At 30.6% G+C, this 19,646-nt stretch carries 14 protein-coding genes; 10 read left to right on the forward strand and 4 right to left on the reverse strand.

The window, feature by feature from the left end; translation table 11 throughout:
* Positions 1-422 precede the first annotated feature (422 nt).
* Complete coding sequence (locus BMY86_RS07875; protein ID WP_091467359.1) at positions 423-1,394, reverse strand: SPFH domain-containing protein; 972 nt, start codon at positions 1,392-1,394, stop codon at positions 423-425.
* 98 nt (positions 1,395-1,492) lie between these two features.
* On the opposite strand from BMY86_RS07875, the gene BMY86_RS07880 reads away from it, so the two are divergent.
* Positions 1,493-2,143, forward strand: a complete 651-nt coding sequence (locus tag BMY86_RS07880; RefSeq protein WP_091467361.1) for an outer membrane beta-barrel protein — start codon at positions 1,493-1,495, stop codon at positions 2,141-2,143.
* Positions 2,144-2,183: 40 nt separating this feature from the next.
* Here the strand turns inward: BMY86_RS07880 and gltX are convergent, their stop codons facing one another.
* The gene (gene gltX, locus BMY86_RS07885; RefSeq protein ID WP_091467364.1) at positions 2,184-3,686 is read right to left on the reverse strand and encodes a glutamate--tRNA ligase; all 1,503 of its coding nucleotides are present in this window, start codon (positions 3,684-3,686) and stop codon (positions 2,184-2,186) included.
* Positions 3,687-4,013: 327 nt separating this feature from the next.
* Between gltX and BMY86_RS07890 the strand changes: the two genes are divergently transcribed.
* The 6 genes from BMY86_RS07890 to BMY86_RS07915 all read left to right on the forward strand — a co-directional run bounded on the left by BMY86_RS07890 (position 4,014) and on the right by BMY86_RS07915 (position 13,865).
* Positions 4,014-7,331: a DUF4175 family protein gene (locus tag BMY86_RS07890; protein ID WP_091467500.1), complete on the forward strand. Its 3,318-nt coding sequence runs from the start codon at positions 4,014-4,016 to the stop codon at positions 7,329-7,331.
* Entirely contained in the window at positions 7,328-7,747 is a 420-nt protein-coding gene (ybeY, locus tag BMY86_RS07895; RefSeq protein ID WP_091467366.1) for an rRNA maturation RNase YbeY, read from the forward strand. The genes BMY86_RS07890 and ybeY overlap by 4 nt, the downstream gene beginning before the upstream one ends.
* An 81-nt stretch (positions 7,748-7,828) precedes the next feature.
* Positions 7,829-9,700: a tRNA uridine-5-carboxymethylaminomethyl(34) synthesis enzyme MnmG gene (mnmG, locus tag BMY86_RS07900; protein ID WP_091467369.1), complete on the forward strand. Its 1,872-nt coding sequence runs from the start codon at positions 7,829-7,831 to the stop codon at positions 9,698-9,700.
* A 126-nt stretch (positions 9,701-9,826) separates the two neighbouring features.
* A complete protein-coding gene (locus BMY86_RS07905; protein WP_091467372.1) occupies positions 9,827-10,675 on the forward strand; it encodes a class I SAM-dependent methyltransferase in 849 nt (282 codons plus the stop codon).
* Positions 10,676-10,971: 296 nt separating this feature from the next.
* Positions 10,972-11,523 carry an OmpH/Skp family outer membrane protein gene (locus BMY86_RS07910; RefSeq protein ID WP_091467375.1) on the forward strand — a complete coding sequence of 184 codons (552 nt, stop codon included), beginning with the start codon at positions 10,972-10,974 and terminating at the stop codon, positions 11,521-11,523.
* A 59-nt stretch (positions 11,524-11,582) separates the two neighbouring features.
* Positions 11,583-13,865, forward strand: a complete 2,283-nt coding sequence (locus BMY86_RS07915) for a helix-turn-helix domain-containing protein (RefSeq protein WP_091467378.1) — start codon at positions 11,583-11,585, stop codon at positions 13,863-13,865.
* An 86-nt stretch (positions 13,866-13,951) separates the two neighbouring features.
* On the opposite strand, the gene BMY86_RS07920 is transcribed toward BMY86_RS07915, so the two are convergent.
* Both BMY86_RS07920 and BMY86_RS07925 read right to left on the reverse strand, forming a co-directional pair.
* Positions 13,952-14,329, reverse strand: a complete 378-nt coding sequence (locus BMY86_RS07920) for a DoxX family membrane protein (protein ID WP_091467380.1) — start codon at positions 14,327-14,329, stop codon at positions 13,952-13,954.
* 215 nt (positions 14,330-14,544) lie between these two features.
* A complete protein-coding gene (locus BMY86_RS07925; protein WP_091467383.1) occupies positions 14,545-15,702 on the reverse strand; it encodes a DNA polymerase III subunit in 1,158 nt (385 codons plus the stop codon).
* Between the two features lie 102 nt (positions 15,703-15,804).
* On the opposite strand from BMY86_RS07925, the gene BMY86_RS07930 reads away from it, so the two are divergent.
* The 3 genes from BMY86_RS07930 (at position 15,805) to BMY86_RS07940 (ending at position 19,620) form a co-directional block, all read left to right on the forward strand.
* A complete protein-coding gene (locus tag BMY86_RS07930) occupies positions 15,805-16,992 on the forward strand; it encodes a phosphoglycerate kinase (RefSeq protein ID WP_091467386.1) in 1,188 nt (395 codons plus the stop codon).
* A gap of 28 nt (positions 16,993-17,020) precedes the next feature.
* Entirely contained in the window at positions 17,021-17,698 is a 678-nt protein-coding gene (locus BMY86_RS07935) for a DUF6843 domain-containing protein (protein WP_091467389.1), read from the forward strand.
* Positions 17,699-17,919: 221 nt separating this feature from the next.
* Positions 17,920-19,620 (forward strand): lytic transglycosylase domain-containing protein, encoded by a 1,701-nt coding sequence (locus BMY86_RS07940; protein ID WP_091467392.1) that lies wholly within the window; start codon positions 17,920-17,922, stop codon positions 19,618-19,620.
* The last annotated feature ends 26 nt before the right edge of the window (positions 19,621-19,646 follow it).

The following is a 19,646-nucleotide window of genomic DNA, read 5'->3' on the forward strand; positions in this document are numbered from 1 at the left end:
CACTGAGCTTGTCGAAGTGTCTAAATTTTAAAACCTTCAAATTTACTTTTGAAGGTTTTTTTTATTTTCTTCAAATTTAAAAACTATCAATATAATCTTTATTGATATAAATTTTTAATTTTATGTGTTTTGTTTATTATTTATAAAATCTATTATTATTATATTTTTTATAATTAAAAACTTAAAAAATCGACTTCTATATTTTAATTTTAAGATAAAAATATTTTTCCTTAAAGTGTTTTTACGTCTTTATATTAGAAGTTTTCTTAAATCGCTTTATTTGCGTTTTTCAACTAAAAAGCTAGTTTTTTAGAATTCAAATTTCTTAAAATTCACAAAAAGTATTTTTATCAACTTTTAGTTATAAAAAAACCACCAATTTTAAAATTGATGGTTTTAAATTTTTCAAACTAATTTTGAAATTATGAACTTGTATCACTTGGGTTAAAATCAGTAGAAGTATGATCTCCACTTTTCTTAACTCGTTTTGGTTGGTTTTTCATGGTTTCACCAATTTGGTTACTTGCTGTAAAACTAGCTACCATGTTGTTTAACATATCACTTCCTGCTTGAGGCGAATTCGGTAATAAAATTAAATTACTATTAGTATCCGCACCAATTGCTTGTAACGTATCATAATGTTGTGTTACAACAATTAAAGCTGAAGCTTCTTGTGAATTAATTCCCACATTGTTTAAAACTTCTACACTTTCCAATAAACCACGCGCAATTTCTCTTCTTTGATCGGCAATACCTTGACCTTGTAATTTTTTACTTTCTGCTTCTGCTTTAGCTTTAGCAACAATTCTAATACGTTGTGCTTCAGATTCAAACATTGCAGCCGTTTTTTCTCTTTCTGCAGCATTAATTCTATTCATGGCATTTTTTACCTGAATATCTGGATCAATATCTGTTACTAAAGTATTGATAATGTCATATCCGTAAGCCATCATAGCTTCATTCAATTCACGTTTTACTGCAATAGCAATATCATCTTTTCTTACGAAAACATCATCTAAAATAAGTTTAGGAACTTCTGCTCTAACTACGTCAAAAACATAAGCTGTAATTTGATCGTGTGGATATTCTAATTTATAAAATGCTTCATAAACGTGTTCTTGAATTACTTTAAATTGAACAGATACTTTCATTTTAATGAAAACATTGTCTTTTGTTTGCGTTTCAATAATGACATCTAATTGTTGAATTCTTAAATTAACTCTTCCAGCAATTCTATCAATAATTGGAATTTTTAGTTGTAAACCAGAGTTTCTTATACTTGTAAATTTTCCGAATCGTTCCACAACTACTGCAGTTTGTTGTTTAACAGTAAAAAAAGATCCAAGCAAAATAATTAGTCCTAATACAAGGAAAATACTTAAAAAAGGTGTCATAATAAATAATTTTTAGTTACCATAGTTATACGTTTGTTTTTTGTAAAAGTTACATTAATAAAATAATTATGCTACTTTTGCCACTTAAACTTATCAAAATGAAAAAATTCTTAGTTTTAGTATGTGCCTTATTTTCAATTTCAATTTTAGCACAAAGTGGATATAAAGACAGTAATCGTATTGGTATTGGTGGTGGTTTAACTCAATTAAACATTTCTACCAATAATTTTACCATTACTCCAGAAACAGGTTGGATTGGAGGATTTCACGTTCGTGGAAATTTCTATAATAACTGGCAAATGAGTTTTGGAATGTTTTTTACAGATATTAATTTTTCTGTTCAAACAAAGAAATTAGTTTCTGTTGTTGATACGAATTATAAATTATCTGCTGTTCAAATTTACTTGATGCCAGGATATGTGGTAAGTCAAAATCATTTTAATATTGAATTCGGACCAGTACTTCAAATCAATGATAAACTAAAAATTGATAAAGAAGATGAAAACAATATTTTAGTAGATCAACCAACATTAACTGCTAAGGATATAACTGATGTAACGAAATTAAATGCTAATATTTATGCTGGAATTAATGTAGGTATTACTAATTTGCGTTTACGTTTAGGTTACCAGTATGGTTTAAATAACTTCTTTAATAATTTAAACAACAATACAAAAGTTCCTGCTTTATCAGAAAAATACAAAGGACATATTGGAATGATAAGTGGTCAATTAACGATTTACTTATAATACATTATAAAAAAAGCCCTGATAATTCAGGGCTTTTTTGTTATAAACTAGCGATTGCTTTTTCTATTCTATTTTTGGTTTCTTGTTTACCTATCATTTCAATAATATCAAACAAATGCGGACCTTTTAAGGCTCCTACCAAACTTAATCGTAACGGTTGCATTACTTTACCCATTCCGATTTCGTTCGTCGTCATCCAGTCTTTTAAAAGCGTTTCAATATTTAATGAAGTAAAATCTTCAATTCCATTTAAAACGTCTGATACTTGTTGCATTAATCCTGGAGTTTCTTCTTTCCAGTTTTTAGCTGCTTTTTCATCGTACGATGTTGGCGCCACAAAAAAGTAATCCGATAAATCCCAAAGTTCTGTTACAAAATTTGCACGTTCTTTAACTAAAGAAACTACTCTAGTTACATTTAAAGAAGTACTAATATTTCTTTCTGCTAAATCTTTTTCAAAGGCTTGAGCCAATTCTTCATTAGCTTTCTTTTGTAAATATTGATGGTTGAACCATTTATTTTTTTCTGGATCAAATTTTGCACCCGATTTGTTTACTCTTGTTAAATCAAATTTTTGAACTAATTCATCTAATGAAAAGATTTCCTGATCTGTACCATCATTCCAACCTAACAATGCTAAAAAGTTAACTACTGCTTCAGGGAAAAATCCGGCTTCTCTATAACCCATTGATGTTCCTTCAGAAGTTGTCCATTGTAATGGAAATACTGGAAATCCTAATTTATCACCATCACGTTTACTTAATTTTCCATTACCAATTGGTTTTAAAATTAAAGGTAAATGTGCAAATTCTGGAGCTTCCCATCCAAAAGCTTTGTATAATAAAACATGTAATGGTAAACTTGGTAACCATTCTTCTCCACGAATAACATGTGAGGTTTCCATCAAATGATCATCTACAATATTCGCTAAGTGATACGTTGGCATTCCATCCGATTTAAATAAAACTTTATCGTCTAATAAATTCGTATCAAATTTTACTTCACCACGAATAATATCCTGTAAGTGTAAAATTTCATTTACTGGCGTTTTAAAACGAATTACATAAGGTGAACCAGAAGCAATTCTCTCATCAATAATTTCACGTGAAACGTTTAAAGAAGTATCTAATGTTTCTCTTACCGAATGATTATAGATAAATGTTTTTCCTTCCGATTCTGCTTGTTTGCGTAATTCATCTAACTTTTCAGCAGTATCAAAAGCATAATAAGCCCATCCCGAATTTATTAATTCATCGGCATATTGTTTATAAATATGTTTTCTATCCGATTGTCTATACGGTCCGAATTTTTCATTTTTTCCAATAGTTTCATCAGGAGCAATTCCTAACCATTCTAATGCTTCAAAAATATAATCTTCCGCTTCTGCTACAAATCGTGTTTGATCTGTGTCTTCTATTCTAATATAAAATGTTCCACCGTGTTTTTTGGCAAATAAATAATTGAAAAGTGCAGTTCTAACACCACCAATATGTAATGGTCCGGTTGGACTTGGAGCAAATCGTACTCTTACTGGTTTTGACATTGTTATTAAATTTTTGCAAAGATAAAACATTTATAGATTATTTAACCATATAAGTCATATAAGCTAACTTGTTAAGTTTTTTTTCTTAAATGAACTTTTTAAAGTAGTTATAAGTACTTCTTATTGCGCTGCAATTTTTTTAAAAAAACTTTTATGGCTTATATGTTTAAAACATTGATTTGAAAATAAACAGAGAAATAATATTATTTTTTTATTTAATGTTTTTATTTCTTTATTAACATTTTATACAACTATTAACTTTTTAGTATTGATTATGTATTTAAAAAATTTGTAATTTTATCAGTTATTAACAATTGATTGACAATTTTGGAAAAGAAAGCAATTATTTACGACAAGCTAGAAGGTTTTATCAAGAAATTTTACACCAATGAGTTAATAAAAGGAATTATTCTTTTTATTGCTATAGGCTTGTTATATTTTATTTTCACTTTCTTAATGGAATACTTTTTATGGTTTTCCACTCAAGGTAGAACAATTTTGTTTTGGTTGTTTATTGCTGTTGAAGTTTTATTACTGTCTAAATTCATCATGCTTCCTTTGTTTAAATTGTTTAAAATTCAAAAAGGATTAGATTATACAGAAGCTTCAAAAATTATTGGAACTCACTTTGATGAAGTAAAAGACAAATTACTTAATTTCTTACAATTAGCCAATACAAAACAACCATCAGAATTGGTATTAGCATCAATCGAACAAAAAGCGAATACTTTACAACCAATTCCTTTTTCAAATGCTATTAATTTCAATAAGAATAAAAAGTATTTGCCGTATGCATTAATTCCGTTGTTGTTTATTTTATTCTTTTATATTTCTGGAAATTCAGATGTAATTTCAAATAGTTTTGCTCGTGTAGTGCAATACGATAAAAATTTTGAAAAACCTGCTGCCTTTAAATTTGAAATTGTTTCTAACGATTTACACGTGGAACAAAATAAATCATTCAAACTTTTAGTAAAAACGGTTGGGAAAATCATTCCAGAAAATGCTTCGATTATTATTAATAATGAAGAATATTTTTTAGAAACTATTTCACCTGGAAATTTCTCTTATCAATTTGATAATGTTCAAAAGGATATTACTTTTCATTTTAAATCGAATGAAATTACGTCTAATGATTATGTGTTGAATGTTGTTAATGTTCCTACAATTTCATCTTTTACAATGCAGTTACATTTTCCAAGTTATTTAGGAAAAAAACCAGAAGTAATTCAAGGTACCGGAAATGCGGTTATCCCAGAAGGAACTTTGGTAACTTGGAATTTAAATACTTTAGCCACTACAACTGTAAACTATAACAACAATTCTTTAGTAACACCTTTTTCTAAAAACGAAAATCAGTTTTCTTTAACTAAAAGAATTGTGAATAATACCGATTATCAAATTTCAATATCTAATAAACAATTAAAAAACCACGAAAACTTACAATATAAATTAACCATTTTAAAAGATCAGTTTCCAAGTATTTCTGCAACTGAAACACCTGATAGTTTAAAATTAAAACAAAAAGTTATAATTGGTCAGGTTTCAGACGATTACGGATTATCAAAATTACAAGTGGTTTTTTATGATAGAACAAAACCAAATATTGTTTATAGAAAAGGATTGACTTTAAAAAGTAAAGTGGTTGATCAATTTGTATACTCTTTTCCAGATGTAATTACTTTGCAACCAGGTGTAAATTATGATTATTATTTTGAAGTGTTTGATAATGATGTAGTTAATGGTTTAAAATCATCGAAATCAACTGTTTTTTCTCATTCTGAGTTAACGCAAGAGCAAAAAGAACAAAAATCGTTGCAAGAACAGCAATCTAACATCAATAGTTTACAAAAAGCTTTGGATAACCAAGACAAACAATTCGATGAATTAGAGAAATTGAAAAAGTTAGATAAACAAAAAGACAATCTGGATTATAAAGATCAGAAAAAGATTCAAGATTTTATCAATCGTCAAAAACAACAAGACGAAATGATGAAAGAATTTTCTGAAAAGATGAAAGAGAATCTAGAACAATTTAAGCCAGAACAAAAAGACGAAATGAAACAAGAGCTTTTAAATCGTTTAGAAAAGAATGAAAAAGATGCTGCAAAAAACGAAAAGCTTTTAAAAGAATTAGAAGAATTAACTAAGAAATTAGAGAAAGAAGAGTTGTTTGATAAAGCAGATAAACTAAAACAACAAGCTAAAACGCAACAAAAATCTTTAGAACAATTAGTAGAATTAACCAAGCGTTATTATGTAGAACAAAAAGCGGAACAATTAGCAGATAAATTAGACAAGCTTTCCGATAAACAAGATAAACTTGGTGATAAGGATAATCAATCTAAGGAAGAACAAGTAAAACTATCTAAAGAGTTTGATGATTTAAAAAAGGAATTAGACGATTTAGAAAAAGAAAATAAAGAATTAAAATCACCAATGGATATTCCAAATGATAAAGGTGATCAGAAAGAAGTGGATCAAGATCAACAAAAAGCCGAAGATAATTTAGAAAAAAAAGATACTAAATCAGCTAAGAAAAATCAAAAAGCGGCTGCTCAAAAAATGAAAGAAATGAGCAAAAAAATGTCTCAATCTATGGCTGCTGGAGAAATGGAAGAGAATGCTGAAGATGCTAAAGTATTACGTCAGATTTTAGATAATTTATTGTCATTTTCATTTGATCAAGAAAAGTTAATGCAACAATTTAAATCGGTTGCCAATTCTAAATCTAATGTAAGTTCACTATTAAAGAAACAACAAGATTTAAAAACGCAATTTAAACATGTTGATGATAGTTTATTTGCTTTGTCTATGCGTCAACCAAAATTATCGGATTTAGTTTTAAAAGAAGTAGAAGAAATACATTATAATTTAGATAAATCTATTGAAAATTTAGTTGCAACTAATCGTGGAAAAGGAATTTCTCATCAACAATTTACCTTATCTTCTGCGAATAAATTAGCCGATATGTTAAGTAATGTTCAAAACGATATGAACATGAGTATGTCTTCTTCTGGCGGTGCTGGTAAACCAAAACCTGGACAAGGAAAAGGAGGCAAACAATTAGCCGATATTATTTCTCAGCAAAAAGGTTTAGGTGATAAAATGAAAGATGGTCAACCCAAACCGGGTGACGGAAAGAAACCAGGTGACGGACAAAAGCCAGGTCAAGGTAAAAAACCAGGAGAACAAGGTGAGGGTGGTTCACAAGGAATCGATGGTAAAGATGGTGAAGGTGATGCAGGTAAATTGTTAGAAATAATTAAAGAACAACAAGAGTTACGTGAGTCTTTAGAAAAGGAATTAGAGAAAAATGGTATGGGTGGTAATGGTCAGAATGCTGTTAAACAAATGAAAGATTTAGAAAAGCAATTAATCAATAAAGGGCTGACTCAAGAGAATATTAATCGAGCTATGCAAATCAATCATGAGTTGTTAAAATTAGAAACTGCCATGAAGCAACAAGGTCAGGATAGTAAAAGAGAATCAAATACTAATAAAAAAGATTTCTTAGGAACAAATAAACCCTTACCTCCTGCTCTATTAAATTATTTAAAAAGTGTTGAAATATTAAACAGACAAAGCCTACCTTTGCAACCCAATTTTAATAATAAAGTACAACAATATTTTAAAACCAAATGATAAGTTTTAATTACGAATCTGATTTCACTTTAGATAATGAAGAAGTTTATGCTTCTTGGATTGAAACTATTGTTGAATCTGAAAATAAATTTTTAGGTGAAATTTCATATATCTTTTGTGACGATGAATATTTGCATGCTATTAATATGCAATATTTAAATCACGATACTTTAACAGATATCATAAGTTTTGATTATACAGAAGGTGATATTATTAGTGGTGATATTTTTATATCTGTAGAACGAGTACAAGATAACGCCAATGATTTTAATGTTTCTTTTGAGGAAGAATTAAAACGTGTACTAGCGCATGGTGTATTACATTATTGTGGTTACAAAGATAAAACGGATAGTGAAGCTATTGTAATGCGCACTAAAGAAGAAGAAAAAATTAAACTGTTCCACGTGGAACTTTAAGATAATAACCTAAGTTTTTTGTTCCACGTGGAATAAAAAATTTTTAAAAATCCTCCACGTGTTTCACGTGGAACATAGAATATGTTTCAAGAAAAATATGATGTTATTGTAGTTGGTGCGGGTCACGCTGGGTGCGAGGCTGCTGCTGCTGCTGCAAACATGGGATGCTCTACTTTGTTGGTTACAATGAATCTTCAAAACATCGCACAGATGTCGTGTAATCCTGCCATGGGTGGAATTGCAAAAGGACAAATTGTACGTGAAATTGATGCCTTGGGTGGTTATTCTGGAATTGTTTCCGATTTGACGGCGATTCAATTCAAGATGTTGAACCAATCCAAAGGGCCGGCGATGTGGTCGCCAAGATGTCAATCCGACAGAATGCGTTTTGCCGAAGAATGGAGAATGATGTTAGAAGGTACTCCGAATTTGGATTTCTATCAAGAGATGGTTTCTGGAATTTTATCGGAAGGAGATAAAGTAACCGGAATTAAAACATCGCTTGGTTTGGAAATTAAAGCAGAAACGGTGGTGTTAACAAATGGTACTTTTTTAAATGGTTTAATTCATATTGGCGACAAACAATTTGGTGGTGGTCGTGCAGGTGAAAGTGCTGCTTTCGGAATTACTGAAGATTTACATCAATTAGGTTTTGAATCTGGAAGAATGAAAACAGGAACACCTCCTCGTGTAGATGGTCGATCGTTGGATTATTCTAAAATGATTGAACAACCTGGCGATGAAAACCCATCTAAATTTTCCTATTCTGATGTAACGAAGCCTTTAACGGAACAACGTTCTTGTCACATGACGTATACTTCAGAATTGGTTCACGATTTATTACGTGAAGGTTTTGACCGTAGTCCAATGTTTAATGGTAGAATTAAATCTATTGGTCCAAGATATTGTCCGTCTATTGAAGATAAAATTAATCGTTTTGCAGATAAAGAACGTCATCAGTTATTTGTAGAGCCAGAAGGATGGCATACGGTTGAAGTATATGTAAATGGATTTTCTACATCACTTCCAGAAGATGTTCAATTTAAAGCGTTACGTTCGGTGGCTGGATTTGAAAATGTAAAATTCTTCCGTCCGGGTTATGCTATCGAATACGATTACTTCCCTCCTACGCAATTAAAACATACTTTAGAAACGAAAACTATAAATGGTTTATATTTCGCTGGACAAATTAATGGAACAACGGGATATGAAGAAGCAGCTTCTCAAGGTTTGATGGCCGGTATTAATGCAGCGTTAAAAGTTCAAGGAAAAGAACCTTTTATTTTAAAACGTGATGAAGCGTATATTGGAGTGTTAATTGACGATTTAATTACGAAAGGAACAGAAGAGCCTTATCGTATGTTTACTTCTCGTGCAGAATACAGAACGTTATTGCGTCAGGATAATGCCGATTTACGATTAACACCAAAAGGATATGCGATTGGTTTAGCCAAAGAAGATCGATTAAAACGTATGGAGTATAAACAAGATGCTTCAGATAAGTTTGTAACGTTTTTTAAAGAAACAAGTATTCGTGCTGATGTGGCCAATCCTATTTTGGAAGCTAAAGGTTCAAGTCCGATGACGCAAGGTGATAAAATGTTTAAAGTATTTTCGCGTCCGCAAATTGATTTAGAAGATATTTTAAAATTTGAAGCCGTTACCAATTATATTGCTGAAAACAATTTAGACCAAGAAGTAATTGAGCAAGCTGAAATTCAAGTGAAATATTCTGGATATATTGAAAAAGAAAAAAATCACGCTGATAAAGTGAATCGTTTAGAAGATGTTCGTATACCGGATAATTATGATTTTAGTAAAATAAAAGCGATTTCTATTGAAGCGCGTCAGAAATTAACAAAAATCCGTCCAACAACAATTGCACAAGCATCTCGAATTAGTGGTGTTTCTCCAAGTGATATTTCGGTATTGTTAATTCATATGGGACGTTAATAGTTAGCAGTCTCAGATTTTAGTTTACAGTTTTTTAACTGAGACTGAATACTGCGACTGTTTACTAAAAATAGTTCCACGTGAAACAACCTTGTCAAAGCCTATAAATAAAGACATAAACATAAAATGAATTTTTTAGAAGAAAACCAATTTATTATTGTTAAAGATCATTCGGTTTCTAAGGAAACCTTTTCTTTGTTACATAACAAGGAATATGATTTATTAAAAACACACCCTACTCCATCGTTAGATGTTTTAGGAAAATATTACGAAAGTGAAGATTATATTTCTCATACGGATGGAAAACGCACCTTTTTTGAGAAAATATATCATTTAGTAAAACGCAGTGCCATTAAAGGTAAAGTTTCTTTAATTACTTCAGAACAACCTCAAAAAGGGAAATTATTAGATATTGGTTCTGGAACTGGTGATTTTTTAGTTGAAGCTAAACACCAAGGTTGGGATATTTTAGGTTTCGAACCGAATAAAGACGCCAAAAATTTAGCGGTAAATAAAGGTGTAACTTTTACAGAAGATATTTTCAATTTACCAGAAAACTCGTTTGATGTAGTTACGATGTGGCACGTTTTAGAACACGTTCCAAATTTAGAAGAATATATTGCCAATTTAAAATGCATTATCAAACCAACAGGAACAATTATTATTGCTGTTCCAAATTACAAATCGTACGATGCGAAATATTACAATCGTTTTTGGGCTGCTTATGATGTACCTCGTCATTTGTGGCATTTTTCAAAAACCAGCATCAAAAGATTATTTTCAGATGTAGATATGGAATTGAAAAATGTAAAACCAATGTGGTTTGATAGTTTTTATGTTTCTTTATTATCTGAAAAATACAAAACCGGTAAAATGAGTTTTGTAAAAGGATTTTTTATTGGCTTGATGTCAAATGTGTCTGGTTTGTTCAAAAAAGAGTTTTCTTCGCACATTTATATCATAAAAAACCAATAAAACGTAAAATAAAGCGATTTTAAGCACAATTTCACTTAAAAATATCGAAATATATTACTAAAAAAAGATGTTTTCTTTAAGGTGGGTTTAAAAGAGTGGGTTTTAATAGTAATTATTTATAGTTGTTTTAATATCATATAAAATTTAGTTATGATTAGATTTTTATATGATTTTTGATTCTTTTAAAGAAAATTTCAAAAATGAATTAAAATTTAAAAGAAACTATTATTTTTACCAAAATTAAAAAATCGATTTCCTAAACGGATTTCATTTCAATAAAAATTAATTAAATACAAATGAAAAAATTATTAGCATTAGCTGCTTTAAGTGTAGCAATGATTTCTTGCCAAGAAACGGCAACTGCCAAAAAAGACGAATTTAAAACAGGTTATATTGATACTTCTGTATTATTAGATAAATACGATAAATTTAAAGACGAAAACGAAAAATTTAAAGTAAAATCAGAAGAAATGGGCCGTCCTTTACAAGCTAAAGGGAAACAATTAGAGGCGGAAATGGCTAATTTCCAAAGAGCTGCACAAGCTAATGGTCCAGCATGGGCACAACAAAAATATGCTGAATTAAAGCAACGTGAACAAGCACTTTTAGCTGAAAGAAATGAAGTTCTTGGTAAAATTGATCAAGAAGGTGGAAAGTTAAAAGATACTTTAGTAAGCCAAATCAGAAAATATATCACTGATTATGGAAAAAAAGAGAAATTCGATTACATCTTAACAACTTCTGATGATGCACCAACAGTAATTTTTGCTAAAGATTCTTATAATTTAACAGATAAATTGGTAAAACTATTAAACGAAGAATACAAAGCAACAAAAGAAAAAAAATAATATCTAAGCCTTGAGAAATCAGGGCTTTTTTTATATTTGTGAATAAAATTATACGCCACGTGGAACACATTACTAAAGCCGCCGAATACACACTTCAATTCATCAATCAAACGAATAGATCTGTTTTTCTTACTGGAAAAGCTGGAACTGGAAAAACAACTCTTCTCAAAGAAATTATTGCCACTTCACACAAAAACACTGTGGTGGTTGCTCCTACTGGAATTGCGGCATTAAATGCGGGTGGCGTTACGATTCATTCCATGTTTCAGTTGCCTTTTTCGGCTTTTATTCCTGATTATAAAGAAGTTACTTCACATTCTTCACTTTATAAATTCGAAACTAAAACTACAATTAGCAAACATTTCCGAATGAATGCTACTAAAAAACAAGTACTTTTAAATTTAGAATTGCTTATTATCGATGAAGTTTCGATGCTTCGTCCGGATGTATTAGATGCCATCGATTTTATGTTACAAAAAGTGAGAAGAGTTGATGCGCCCTTTGGTGGAGTTCAAGTTCTTTTTATAGGAGATTTATTACAATTACCACCTGTAATTAAACAAGAAGAATGGTACGAATTGAAAAAGTATTATGCTGGATCTTTCTTTTTTCATTCGCAAGTAGTTCGTCAAAACCCACCGTTATACATCGAATTGGAGAAAATTTACCGCCAGGAAGATGAAACGTTTATTTCGATTTTGAACAATCTTCGAAACAATACCATTACACCTGAAAATGTAGCGGTTTTAAATCAGTATGTACAACCCGATTTCAATATCAAAAACCATAATGGTTGTATTATTGTAACGACGCATAATGCCAAAGCTGACGATATCAACAAAGAAGCGTTGGCCGAATTAAAAGCAAAAACAGTTACGTATTTTCCAGAAATTGTTGAAGATTTTCCAGAAAAGATCTACCCTATCGAACCGAAAATGGATTTGAAGGTTGGTGCACAAGTGATGTTTATCAAAAACGATTTATCTTTTGAAAAAAAATACTTCAATGGAAAAATCGGAACAATTACTTCACTAGCTGATAAAGAAATTTTAGTACACTTTACGGAAGAAAATAAAACCATTGAAGTCGATTTATACACTTGGGAAAATATAAAATACACCGTAAACCCTGATACTAAGGAAATTGAAGAAACAGTTATTGGAACGTATAGTCATTATCCATTAAAATTAGCTTGGGCGATTACGGTGCATAAGAGTCAAGGTTTAACATTTGACAACGCTGCGTTGGATGTTTCGCGAGTTTTTGCACCCGGACAAGCATATGTGGCTTTATCTCGACTTCGTTCCTTAAATGGCTTAATTTTGCTATCTCCGATACAATTGAACGGTATTTCATCCGATACAGAAGTGTTGAATTACGCTAATAACAAAGCTGATGAAACCATTTTAGCGCAATCTTTAGCTATTGAAACTAAAAACTTTTTACGTTTAGAATTATGTAAGAGTTTCGATTTCAGACAATTGGCACAAGAATGGCGCAATCATAGGTTTTCGTACAATAATGAAATTGGTAAAACCACCAAATCGAAATACAAAACTTGGGCGGAACAAAATGAAACTATTGTAGCAGCATTATTAGATTCTTCACAGAAATTCATCAATCAAATACAGAAAATTTGTTATCAAGAAACCATTGATATTCCTTTTTTAGCAGAACGATGTGAAGCAGCGTATCAGTATTATTTCAAAACGTTAGATTATCAAGTTACCGATTTGTTATTGAAAATTGCTGAAGTTAGTAATCTAAAGAAAGTCAAAACGTTCCACGACGAACTCTTGGAATTGGAAGAAATTCAAGTGAAAACAGTTCTGCAATTAAAAAAATCAGTGTTGTTGGTTAAGAATTTAGTCAACGGTATTGAATTCAATAAAAAAACCATGTCTTCAGACGATATGAAATATTATAAAATTAATAAAATTGCTTCATTGTCGGATCAATTTAAACAAATTGATGGTTTTGTGGAACGAGAATTTTCGGAAGTGTTCAGAAAGAAAACGAAAACTAAAAAAGTTAAGGAAAAGTCCACTACTCCGAAGAAAACTACGATAGAAATTACCATGGAATTTTGGAAAGAAGGCTTGAGTATTCACGAAATTGCTGCGAAAAGAAAACTCACACCAAGTTCGGTCTATGCACATTTTACGAAACTAATTCAAATGGAAGTGATTGAACTCGCAGATTTACTTCCAGAAGAGAAAATTTCTTCACTTAAAAATGCTTTTGAAGGTTATAATAACGAAGGTTTAGGTTTGCTAAAAGACAAATACGGCGATGAATTCTCTTGGGATGAATTGCGTTTGTACAAAGCTAGTTTGAAATAAAAAAAAGGTATAAAAAAGCTCGGATTATAAATCCGAGCCATCCTATCTTCGTAATTCTGAAATCGTAATTCCCAAATCGTAAATTATTATAACCAGTATACTCCTAAAAGGGCTGGAATCAAATAAATTACAATGGTTCTTGCGCCATCGTAATCTTTCGCGATGCGTTGTCCGAAAAGTAAAAACAATAAAGTAATACAAGAAACAATACAAGCATAATCGCCAATAATAGTAGCACCACTTTTAATGTTTTCAGCCATTCCAACAAGAGCTAAAACTCCTGCCACAATTTCTAATGCTAAAACAATTAATAAAGCAAAAGGCACTTGATTTTTTAAAAAGGTTTGTGAAAAATGACCTTTTAACCAACTTACATTTCCGTTCCAATCGGCAATTTTATCGTAACCGGATTGTAAAAATGTAATGGCTAAAAAAGCTAATAAAATAAGGGCAAATGGATTCATAGTTTATTATTTTTGGTTGTTTTTAAATTTAAATTTTGCCACGAATTCTCGAATTTTTCATATTGTCAATATTAAAATTTTAATTCGATTTAATTATCGACAAAGTCGATACAAATTATACTTAAATACATTTTATAATTCGTGAATTCGTGGCTAATATTTTTTTTCGTAATTCTGAAATCCCAAATCGTAATTCGTAAATCTCAAATCGTAATTTACACTTCTTTTTTATGCAACAATCTCGTTAACTTAATCGACAAATCGGTTAAAATAACATTACTGTTTCCGTTTCGTTCTATATGATAAATAGCGTCTTCTAATTCTTTAAAAATATCCACAATGTTATTTCCATGAATAAAAGGCGCAAATTTTTCCAGTTTAAAATTCTCAAAATTAGGCTCTAAATACACCAAATCTTTCGTTTGATAATTCAATAACATCGCTTGTCTGAAAAACTGAATGCAAAATTGTAAAAAATTCTTTTGTGTTTCTCTACCTTCTTTGGCAATAGTGGTACTCCAAGAAATTAAATCGGAAATAACACTCGCATTTCCTCTTGCTTTAAATGCCGCTCGCACCCAATTGATAAACCACTCTTCAAAAATACTGTCATCGTCGTCTTTATGCAACAAATGCAAAGCTTTATTATAATTTCCTTCGCTTTGATGCGCGATTTTTTTTGCTAAATTGGCATCTACTTGATGAACAGAAATTAGTTTTTCCGTGATAACTTGTTCGGGTAAAGCTAAAAAATCAACTACTTGACAACGAGAAATGATTGTTTGTAATAAATCATCCACACTTTCCGTAATCAAAATAAAAACGGTTTTTTCAGGCGGTTCTTCTAAAATTTTAAGCAATTTATTGGAAGCCTGATTGTTCATTTTATCAGCCATCCAAATGATCATGACTTTATATCCGCCTTCGTAGGCTTTTAAAGATAAATTTCTACTGATTTCTGCCGCTTCTTTAACATTTATTAATCCTTGTTTTTTCGGAATTTCTAATTTTTTATACCAATCAAATATGCTGGCATAAGGATTTTCAGTTACAAATTCACGCCATTGTGATAAAAAATTCGCACTAATAACATTATCTCCTTTTACATCATCTGTAGTGGTAACCGGATATACAAAATGCATATCGGGATGCGATAAATGTTCAAATTTTAAATTACATGCAGCATTTCCTGTGTTGTTTTCTCCACCAGAATTCTGACACAAAATATATTGCGCATAAGCAATAGCCATTGGCAATGTTCCCGAACCTTCTGGCCCAACGAACAATTGTGCATGCGGAATTCTTCCGGCATTTGCCGTAGTAATTAAAAAGTTTTTAATGTGGTCTTGACCAAGGATGTCTTTAAAAAGCATGAGCAAATATAAGAGATTTTTATCTTGGTTTAAAATCAAACTTTTATCTTTGCAATTCTCTAAAAGTAAAAACAATAACAACAATTTATAAACATAAAATTTATGAAAACTATTTTCGACATCAATTTTAACAACAAAAAAGCTCTAATCCGTGTAGATTTTAATGTCCCTTTAGATGAAAATTTTAAAGTAACAGATGCGAACCGAATTGAAGCAGCTAAGCCAACTATTGAAAAGATTTTAAACGATGGTGGTTCGGTAATTTTAATGTCGCATTTAGGAAGACCAAAAGGTAAAGAAGACAAATATTCTCTAGGTCACATTGTTTATAAAATTGAAGAAGTTTTAGGTAAAAAAGTTCAATTCGCGGCTGATTGTAGAGGTGAAATCGCAACAAATGCAGCGGCTAATTTACAAAATGGTGAAATTTTATTATTAGAAAATTTACGTTTTTATGCTGAAGAAGAAGCGGGTGATGTTGGTTTTTCTAAAGAATTAGCCAATTTAGGAGATGTGTATGTAAACGACGCTTTCGGAACGGCACACAGAGCGCATGCTTCAACAACCATTATTGCAAATGAATTTCCAAATGATAAATGTTTCGGAGCGTTATTAGCAAAAGAAATTGAAAGCATCAATAAAGTATTAAAAAACTCTGAAAAACCAGTAACAGCAATACTTGGAGGAAGTAAAGTTTCTTCAAAAATTACGATTATCGAAAATATTTTAGATAAAGTAGATCACATGATTATTGGTGGTGGAATGACGTTTACATTCATCAAAGCGATGGGTGGAAATATCGGAAATTCTATTTGTGAAGACGATAAAATGGAATTGGCATTAGACATCATGAAACAAGCTACTGCAAAAGGTGTGAAAATTCACTTGCCAATTGATGTAGTAGCTGCCGATGCGTTTTCAAATGAGGCAAATACGCAAGTGGTTAATGTTGCAGAAATTCCAGCAGGATGGCAAGGTTTAGATGCTGGTCCGAAAACGTTGGCCGATTTAAAAGAGGTTGTTCTAAATTCGAAAACGATTTTATGGAACGGACCAATTGGTGTGTTTGAATTACCAGCATTCGCTAACGGAACGATTACTTTAGGTGATTTTATTGCAGAATCTACTCAAAACGGTTGTTTCTCATTAGTTGGTGGTGGTGATAGCGTTGCGGCTGTTAAACAATTCGGTTTAGAATCTAAAATGAGTTACGTTTCAACGGGTGGTGGTGCCATGTTAGAAATGTTAGAAGGAAGAACATTACCAGGAATTGCTGCAATTTTGGAGTAATTTACTAATTTATCATAAGAATATTATAATGAAATCCAATAAAAGTTTGGTTTTTAAAACAGGAATAATTTTAGTTATTATTGGAACTGGATTTTCAACGTTTTTGCCAGGTTTATTATATTTTTATGGATTGCCTTTTTTTGTTTTCATAATTGGGGTATTTTTAGTTTGGTTTAGTAAAATTAGAATATTATCGAAAATATTATGGTCAATAATTCCAATCTTATTTTTTTTCTGTTACCAATTTTTATGGGTTGAATTTCAAAAAGTAGACACAGAATATTTTCTAATACCTAAAAATTATAACGGTAAAGTCCAAATTATCTATAATTCAAATTGTTGGAGTAAAATTGAATATAAAAACGGAATAAGAATTTATAGAATTCCCAAAAACGGGATATTGTTTACAAGTTCTGAAGATCAACAAGGTATTATAAATCAAAAATACTTTTTTGTTGACGAGAAAAATAATAAAAAGGAAATAACCCAATTTGATGTTAGAGATTTTAATGAAGAATGGACTACTGAAAAAAATCAAAACGAACCTTCAAGAGATAGCATTGGGATTTTTTTTGCTGGAAGAACTTATTCAGACGGAATGTCTGAGTTTTATGTAACAAATTACAAAAAATTAGAGAGTTTCGATTTAAAATACGATCAAAAATTTGACAGTATTAAAATGAAACTTTTAAAGAAATGTCAATAAAACAAAACAATATAAAATTGATTTTTAGGTTTAATTAGGGATTATTTTTTACTACTTATTCATCGACAAAAGTCAAAAAAAAACGTTAAAATGAAAATTTTATCGTTAAATGTTGGGATTGGTACAATAAAAAAAATATATTTGCGTTTTTACAAGTAATTGTGAATTAATGATTTAGATGAAACTCTCTTGTTTTTACAGGAGAAAAAAATATATAAAGAATGAAGAAATTTGTAGTACTAGCTTTTGGGTTTTTCTTGTCGAACGGAATGTTTGCGCAAGAAAAGCAAGAGATTACACCGACCCTTTTTACTCCCAAAGTAACGTATTTGGATTCGCTTAAAGCCACTTTTAAAAATCATGAAACAAGTACATGTATTGATGAAAGATGGTTGAAAGAAATTTCAGATGCAACATTGTCAAATGAAATGTTTTTTGATATTGAAAACATGAACATTGACGAAAAAGTAGCGTATGATTTAGATACGGAATTACTAAAGAAACGTTTACACAAATTAGATGTGCAATCGCCTTTCATTATTGAGTACAATCCGGCTTTAGAAAACGTAATTAAGTCGTTCTTAAAAAACAGATCTAAAAGTTTTGAAAGACAAATGGCGTTAGCTGAATATTACTTTCCTTTATTTGAAGAAAAGTTATCTAAATTCAACTTACCATTAGAAATTAAGTATTTAGCAATTGTTGAATCTGCTTTACAACCTAAAGCAAAATCAAGAGTAGGTGCTGGTGGATTATGGCAATTTATGCCTGCTACTGGTAAACAATACAAATTGAACATTACCACTTATGTGGATGAGCGTCATGATCCAATAAAATCAACAGAAGCAGCTTGCCAATACATGATTAACATGTATGAAATTTTTGGAGATTGGAGTTTGGTTTTAGCGTCTTATAATTGCGGACCAGGAAACGTTTCTAAAGCAATTAGACGTTCAGGTGGTAAAACAGATTATTGGGAAATTAGAAAATATTTACCAAAAGAAACAGCGAATTATGTTCCTGCGTTTTTAGCAACGATGTACATTTATGAGTTCAAAAAAGAACACGGATTAGTACCGCATAAAGCGCAAATGACGTATTTTGAAACGGATACGGTAATGGTTAAACATGCTATGACCTTTAAACAATTATCGGATTTATTAGATATTTCGGAAGAACAATTAGAGTATTTAAATCCGATTTACAAATCGAAATACATTCCATCAATTGATAACGAATATTTCTATTTACGTTTACCTAAAAACAAAATTGGAATTTTTGTATCGAATGAAGAAAAAATTTATGGATACTTGGTGTATTTAGAGCAAGAGAAAATCAGAAATCTTCAATTAGCGCAAATTAGAAAACGCGATAGTATTGCCAAACAAGATTCTATTGCAGTAGCTTCTAATTCGAAATTCAAAGTAGATGAAAATGTTGAATACGAAGAAGTAATTAAAAAGCGTACAAAAGAAGTGGTTAGCAAAAACTATTATAAAGTTAAAAAAGGCGAAACACTTAGTGAAATTGCAGATAAAAACAATGTTAGCATTACCAATTTACGTCAGTGGAATAAAATCAAAGGAAGTAATATTAACGCCGGTCAGAGTTTAGTAATTCAAACTACGAAAAAAGTCACGGTTAACGAAGTGGTCAAAAAGCCGAAACCGAAAACGGAAATCGTAGAACCACAGGTTGAAGATGCAGTTGCAGAAAACACAACAAAACCTGCTGAAAATAAATATTCTGATGCAAAAAGTAAATTAGAAGTAAAAGAAGATTATTATATCGTACAAAAAGGAGATTCAATCTTTTCAATAACTAGAAAGTTTCCAAATTTAACAGCAGACGATTTAAAAAAGAAAAACGATTTAAAATCGGATAACATACAACCAGGAATGAAATTAAAAATTCAAGGTTAATACCAAAACAAGTTCTTAAAAACCAC

This window comes from Flavobacterium urocaniciphilum, from assembly GCF_900110615.1.
Lineage (GTDB): Bacteria > Bacteroidota > Bacteroidia > Flavobacteriales > Flavobacteriaceae > Flavobacterium > Flavobacterium urocaniciphilum.

Bases quoted from the DNA above. Each gene is read 5' to 3' on its own strand.
- BMY86_RS07875 (WP_091467359.1), bottom strand. From the start codon at position 1,394: ATGACACCTTTTTTAAGTATTTTCCTTGTATTAGGACTAATTATTTTG.
- BMY86_RS07880 (WP_091467361.1), top strand. From the start codon at position 1,493: ATGAAAAAATTCTTAGTTTTAGTATGTGCCTTATTTTCAATTTCAATT.
- gltX (WP_091467364.1), bottom strand. From the start codon at position 3,686: ATGTCAAAACCAGTAAGAGTACGATTTGCTCCAAGTCCAACCGGACCA.
- ybeY (WP_091467366.1), top strand. From the start codon at position 7,328: ATGATAAGTTTTAATTACGAATCTGATTTCACTTTAGATAATGAAGAA.
- mnmG (WP_091467369.1), top strand. From the start codon at position 7,829: ATGTTTCAAGAAAAATATGATGTTATTGTAGTTGGTGCGGGTCACGCT.
- BMY86_RS07905 (WP_091467372.1), top strand. From the start codon at position 9,827: ATGAATTTTTTAGAAGAAAACCAATTTATTATTGTTAAAGATCATTCG.
- BMY86_RS07910 (WP_091467375.1), top strand. From the start codon at position 10,972: ATGAAAAAATTATTAGCATTAGCTGCTTTAAGTGTAGCAATGATTTCT.
- BMY86_RS07920 (WP_091467380.1), bottom strand. From the start codon at position 14,329: ATGAATCCATTTGCCCTTATTTTATTAGCTTTTTTAGCCATTACATTT.
- BMY86_RS07925 (WP_091467383.1), bottom strand. From the start codon at position 15,702: ATGCTTTTTAAAGACATCCTTGGTCAAGACCACATTAAAAACTTTTTA.
- BMY86_RS07930 (WP_091467386.1), top strand. From the start codon at position 15,805: ATGAAAACTATTTTCGACATCAATTTTAACAACAAAAAAGCTCTAATC.
- BMY86_RS07935 (WP_091467389.1), top strand. From the start codon at position 17,021: ATGAAATCCAATAAAAGTTTGGTTTTTAAAACAGGAATAATTTTAGTT.
- BMY86_RS07940 (WP_091467392.1), top strand. From the start codon at position 17,920: ATGAAGAAATTTGTAGTACTAGCTTTTGGGTTTTTCTTGTCGAACGGA.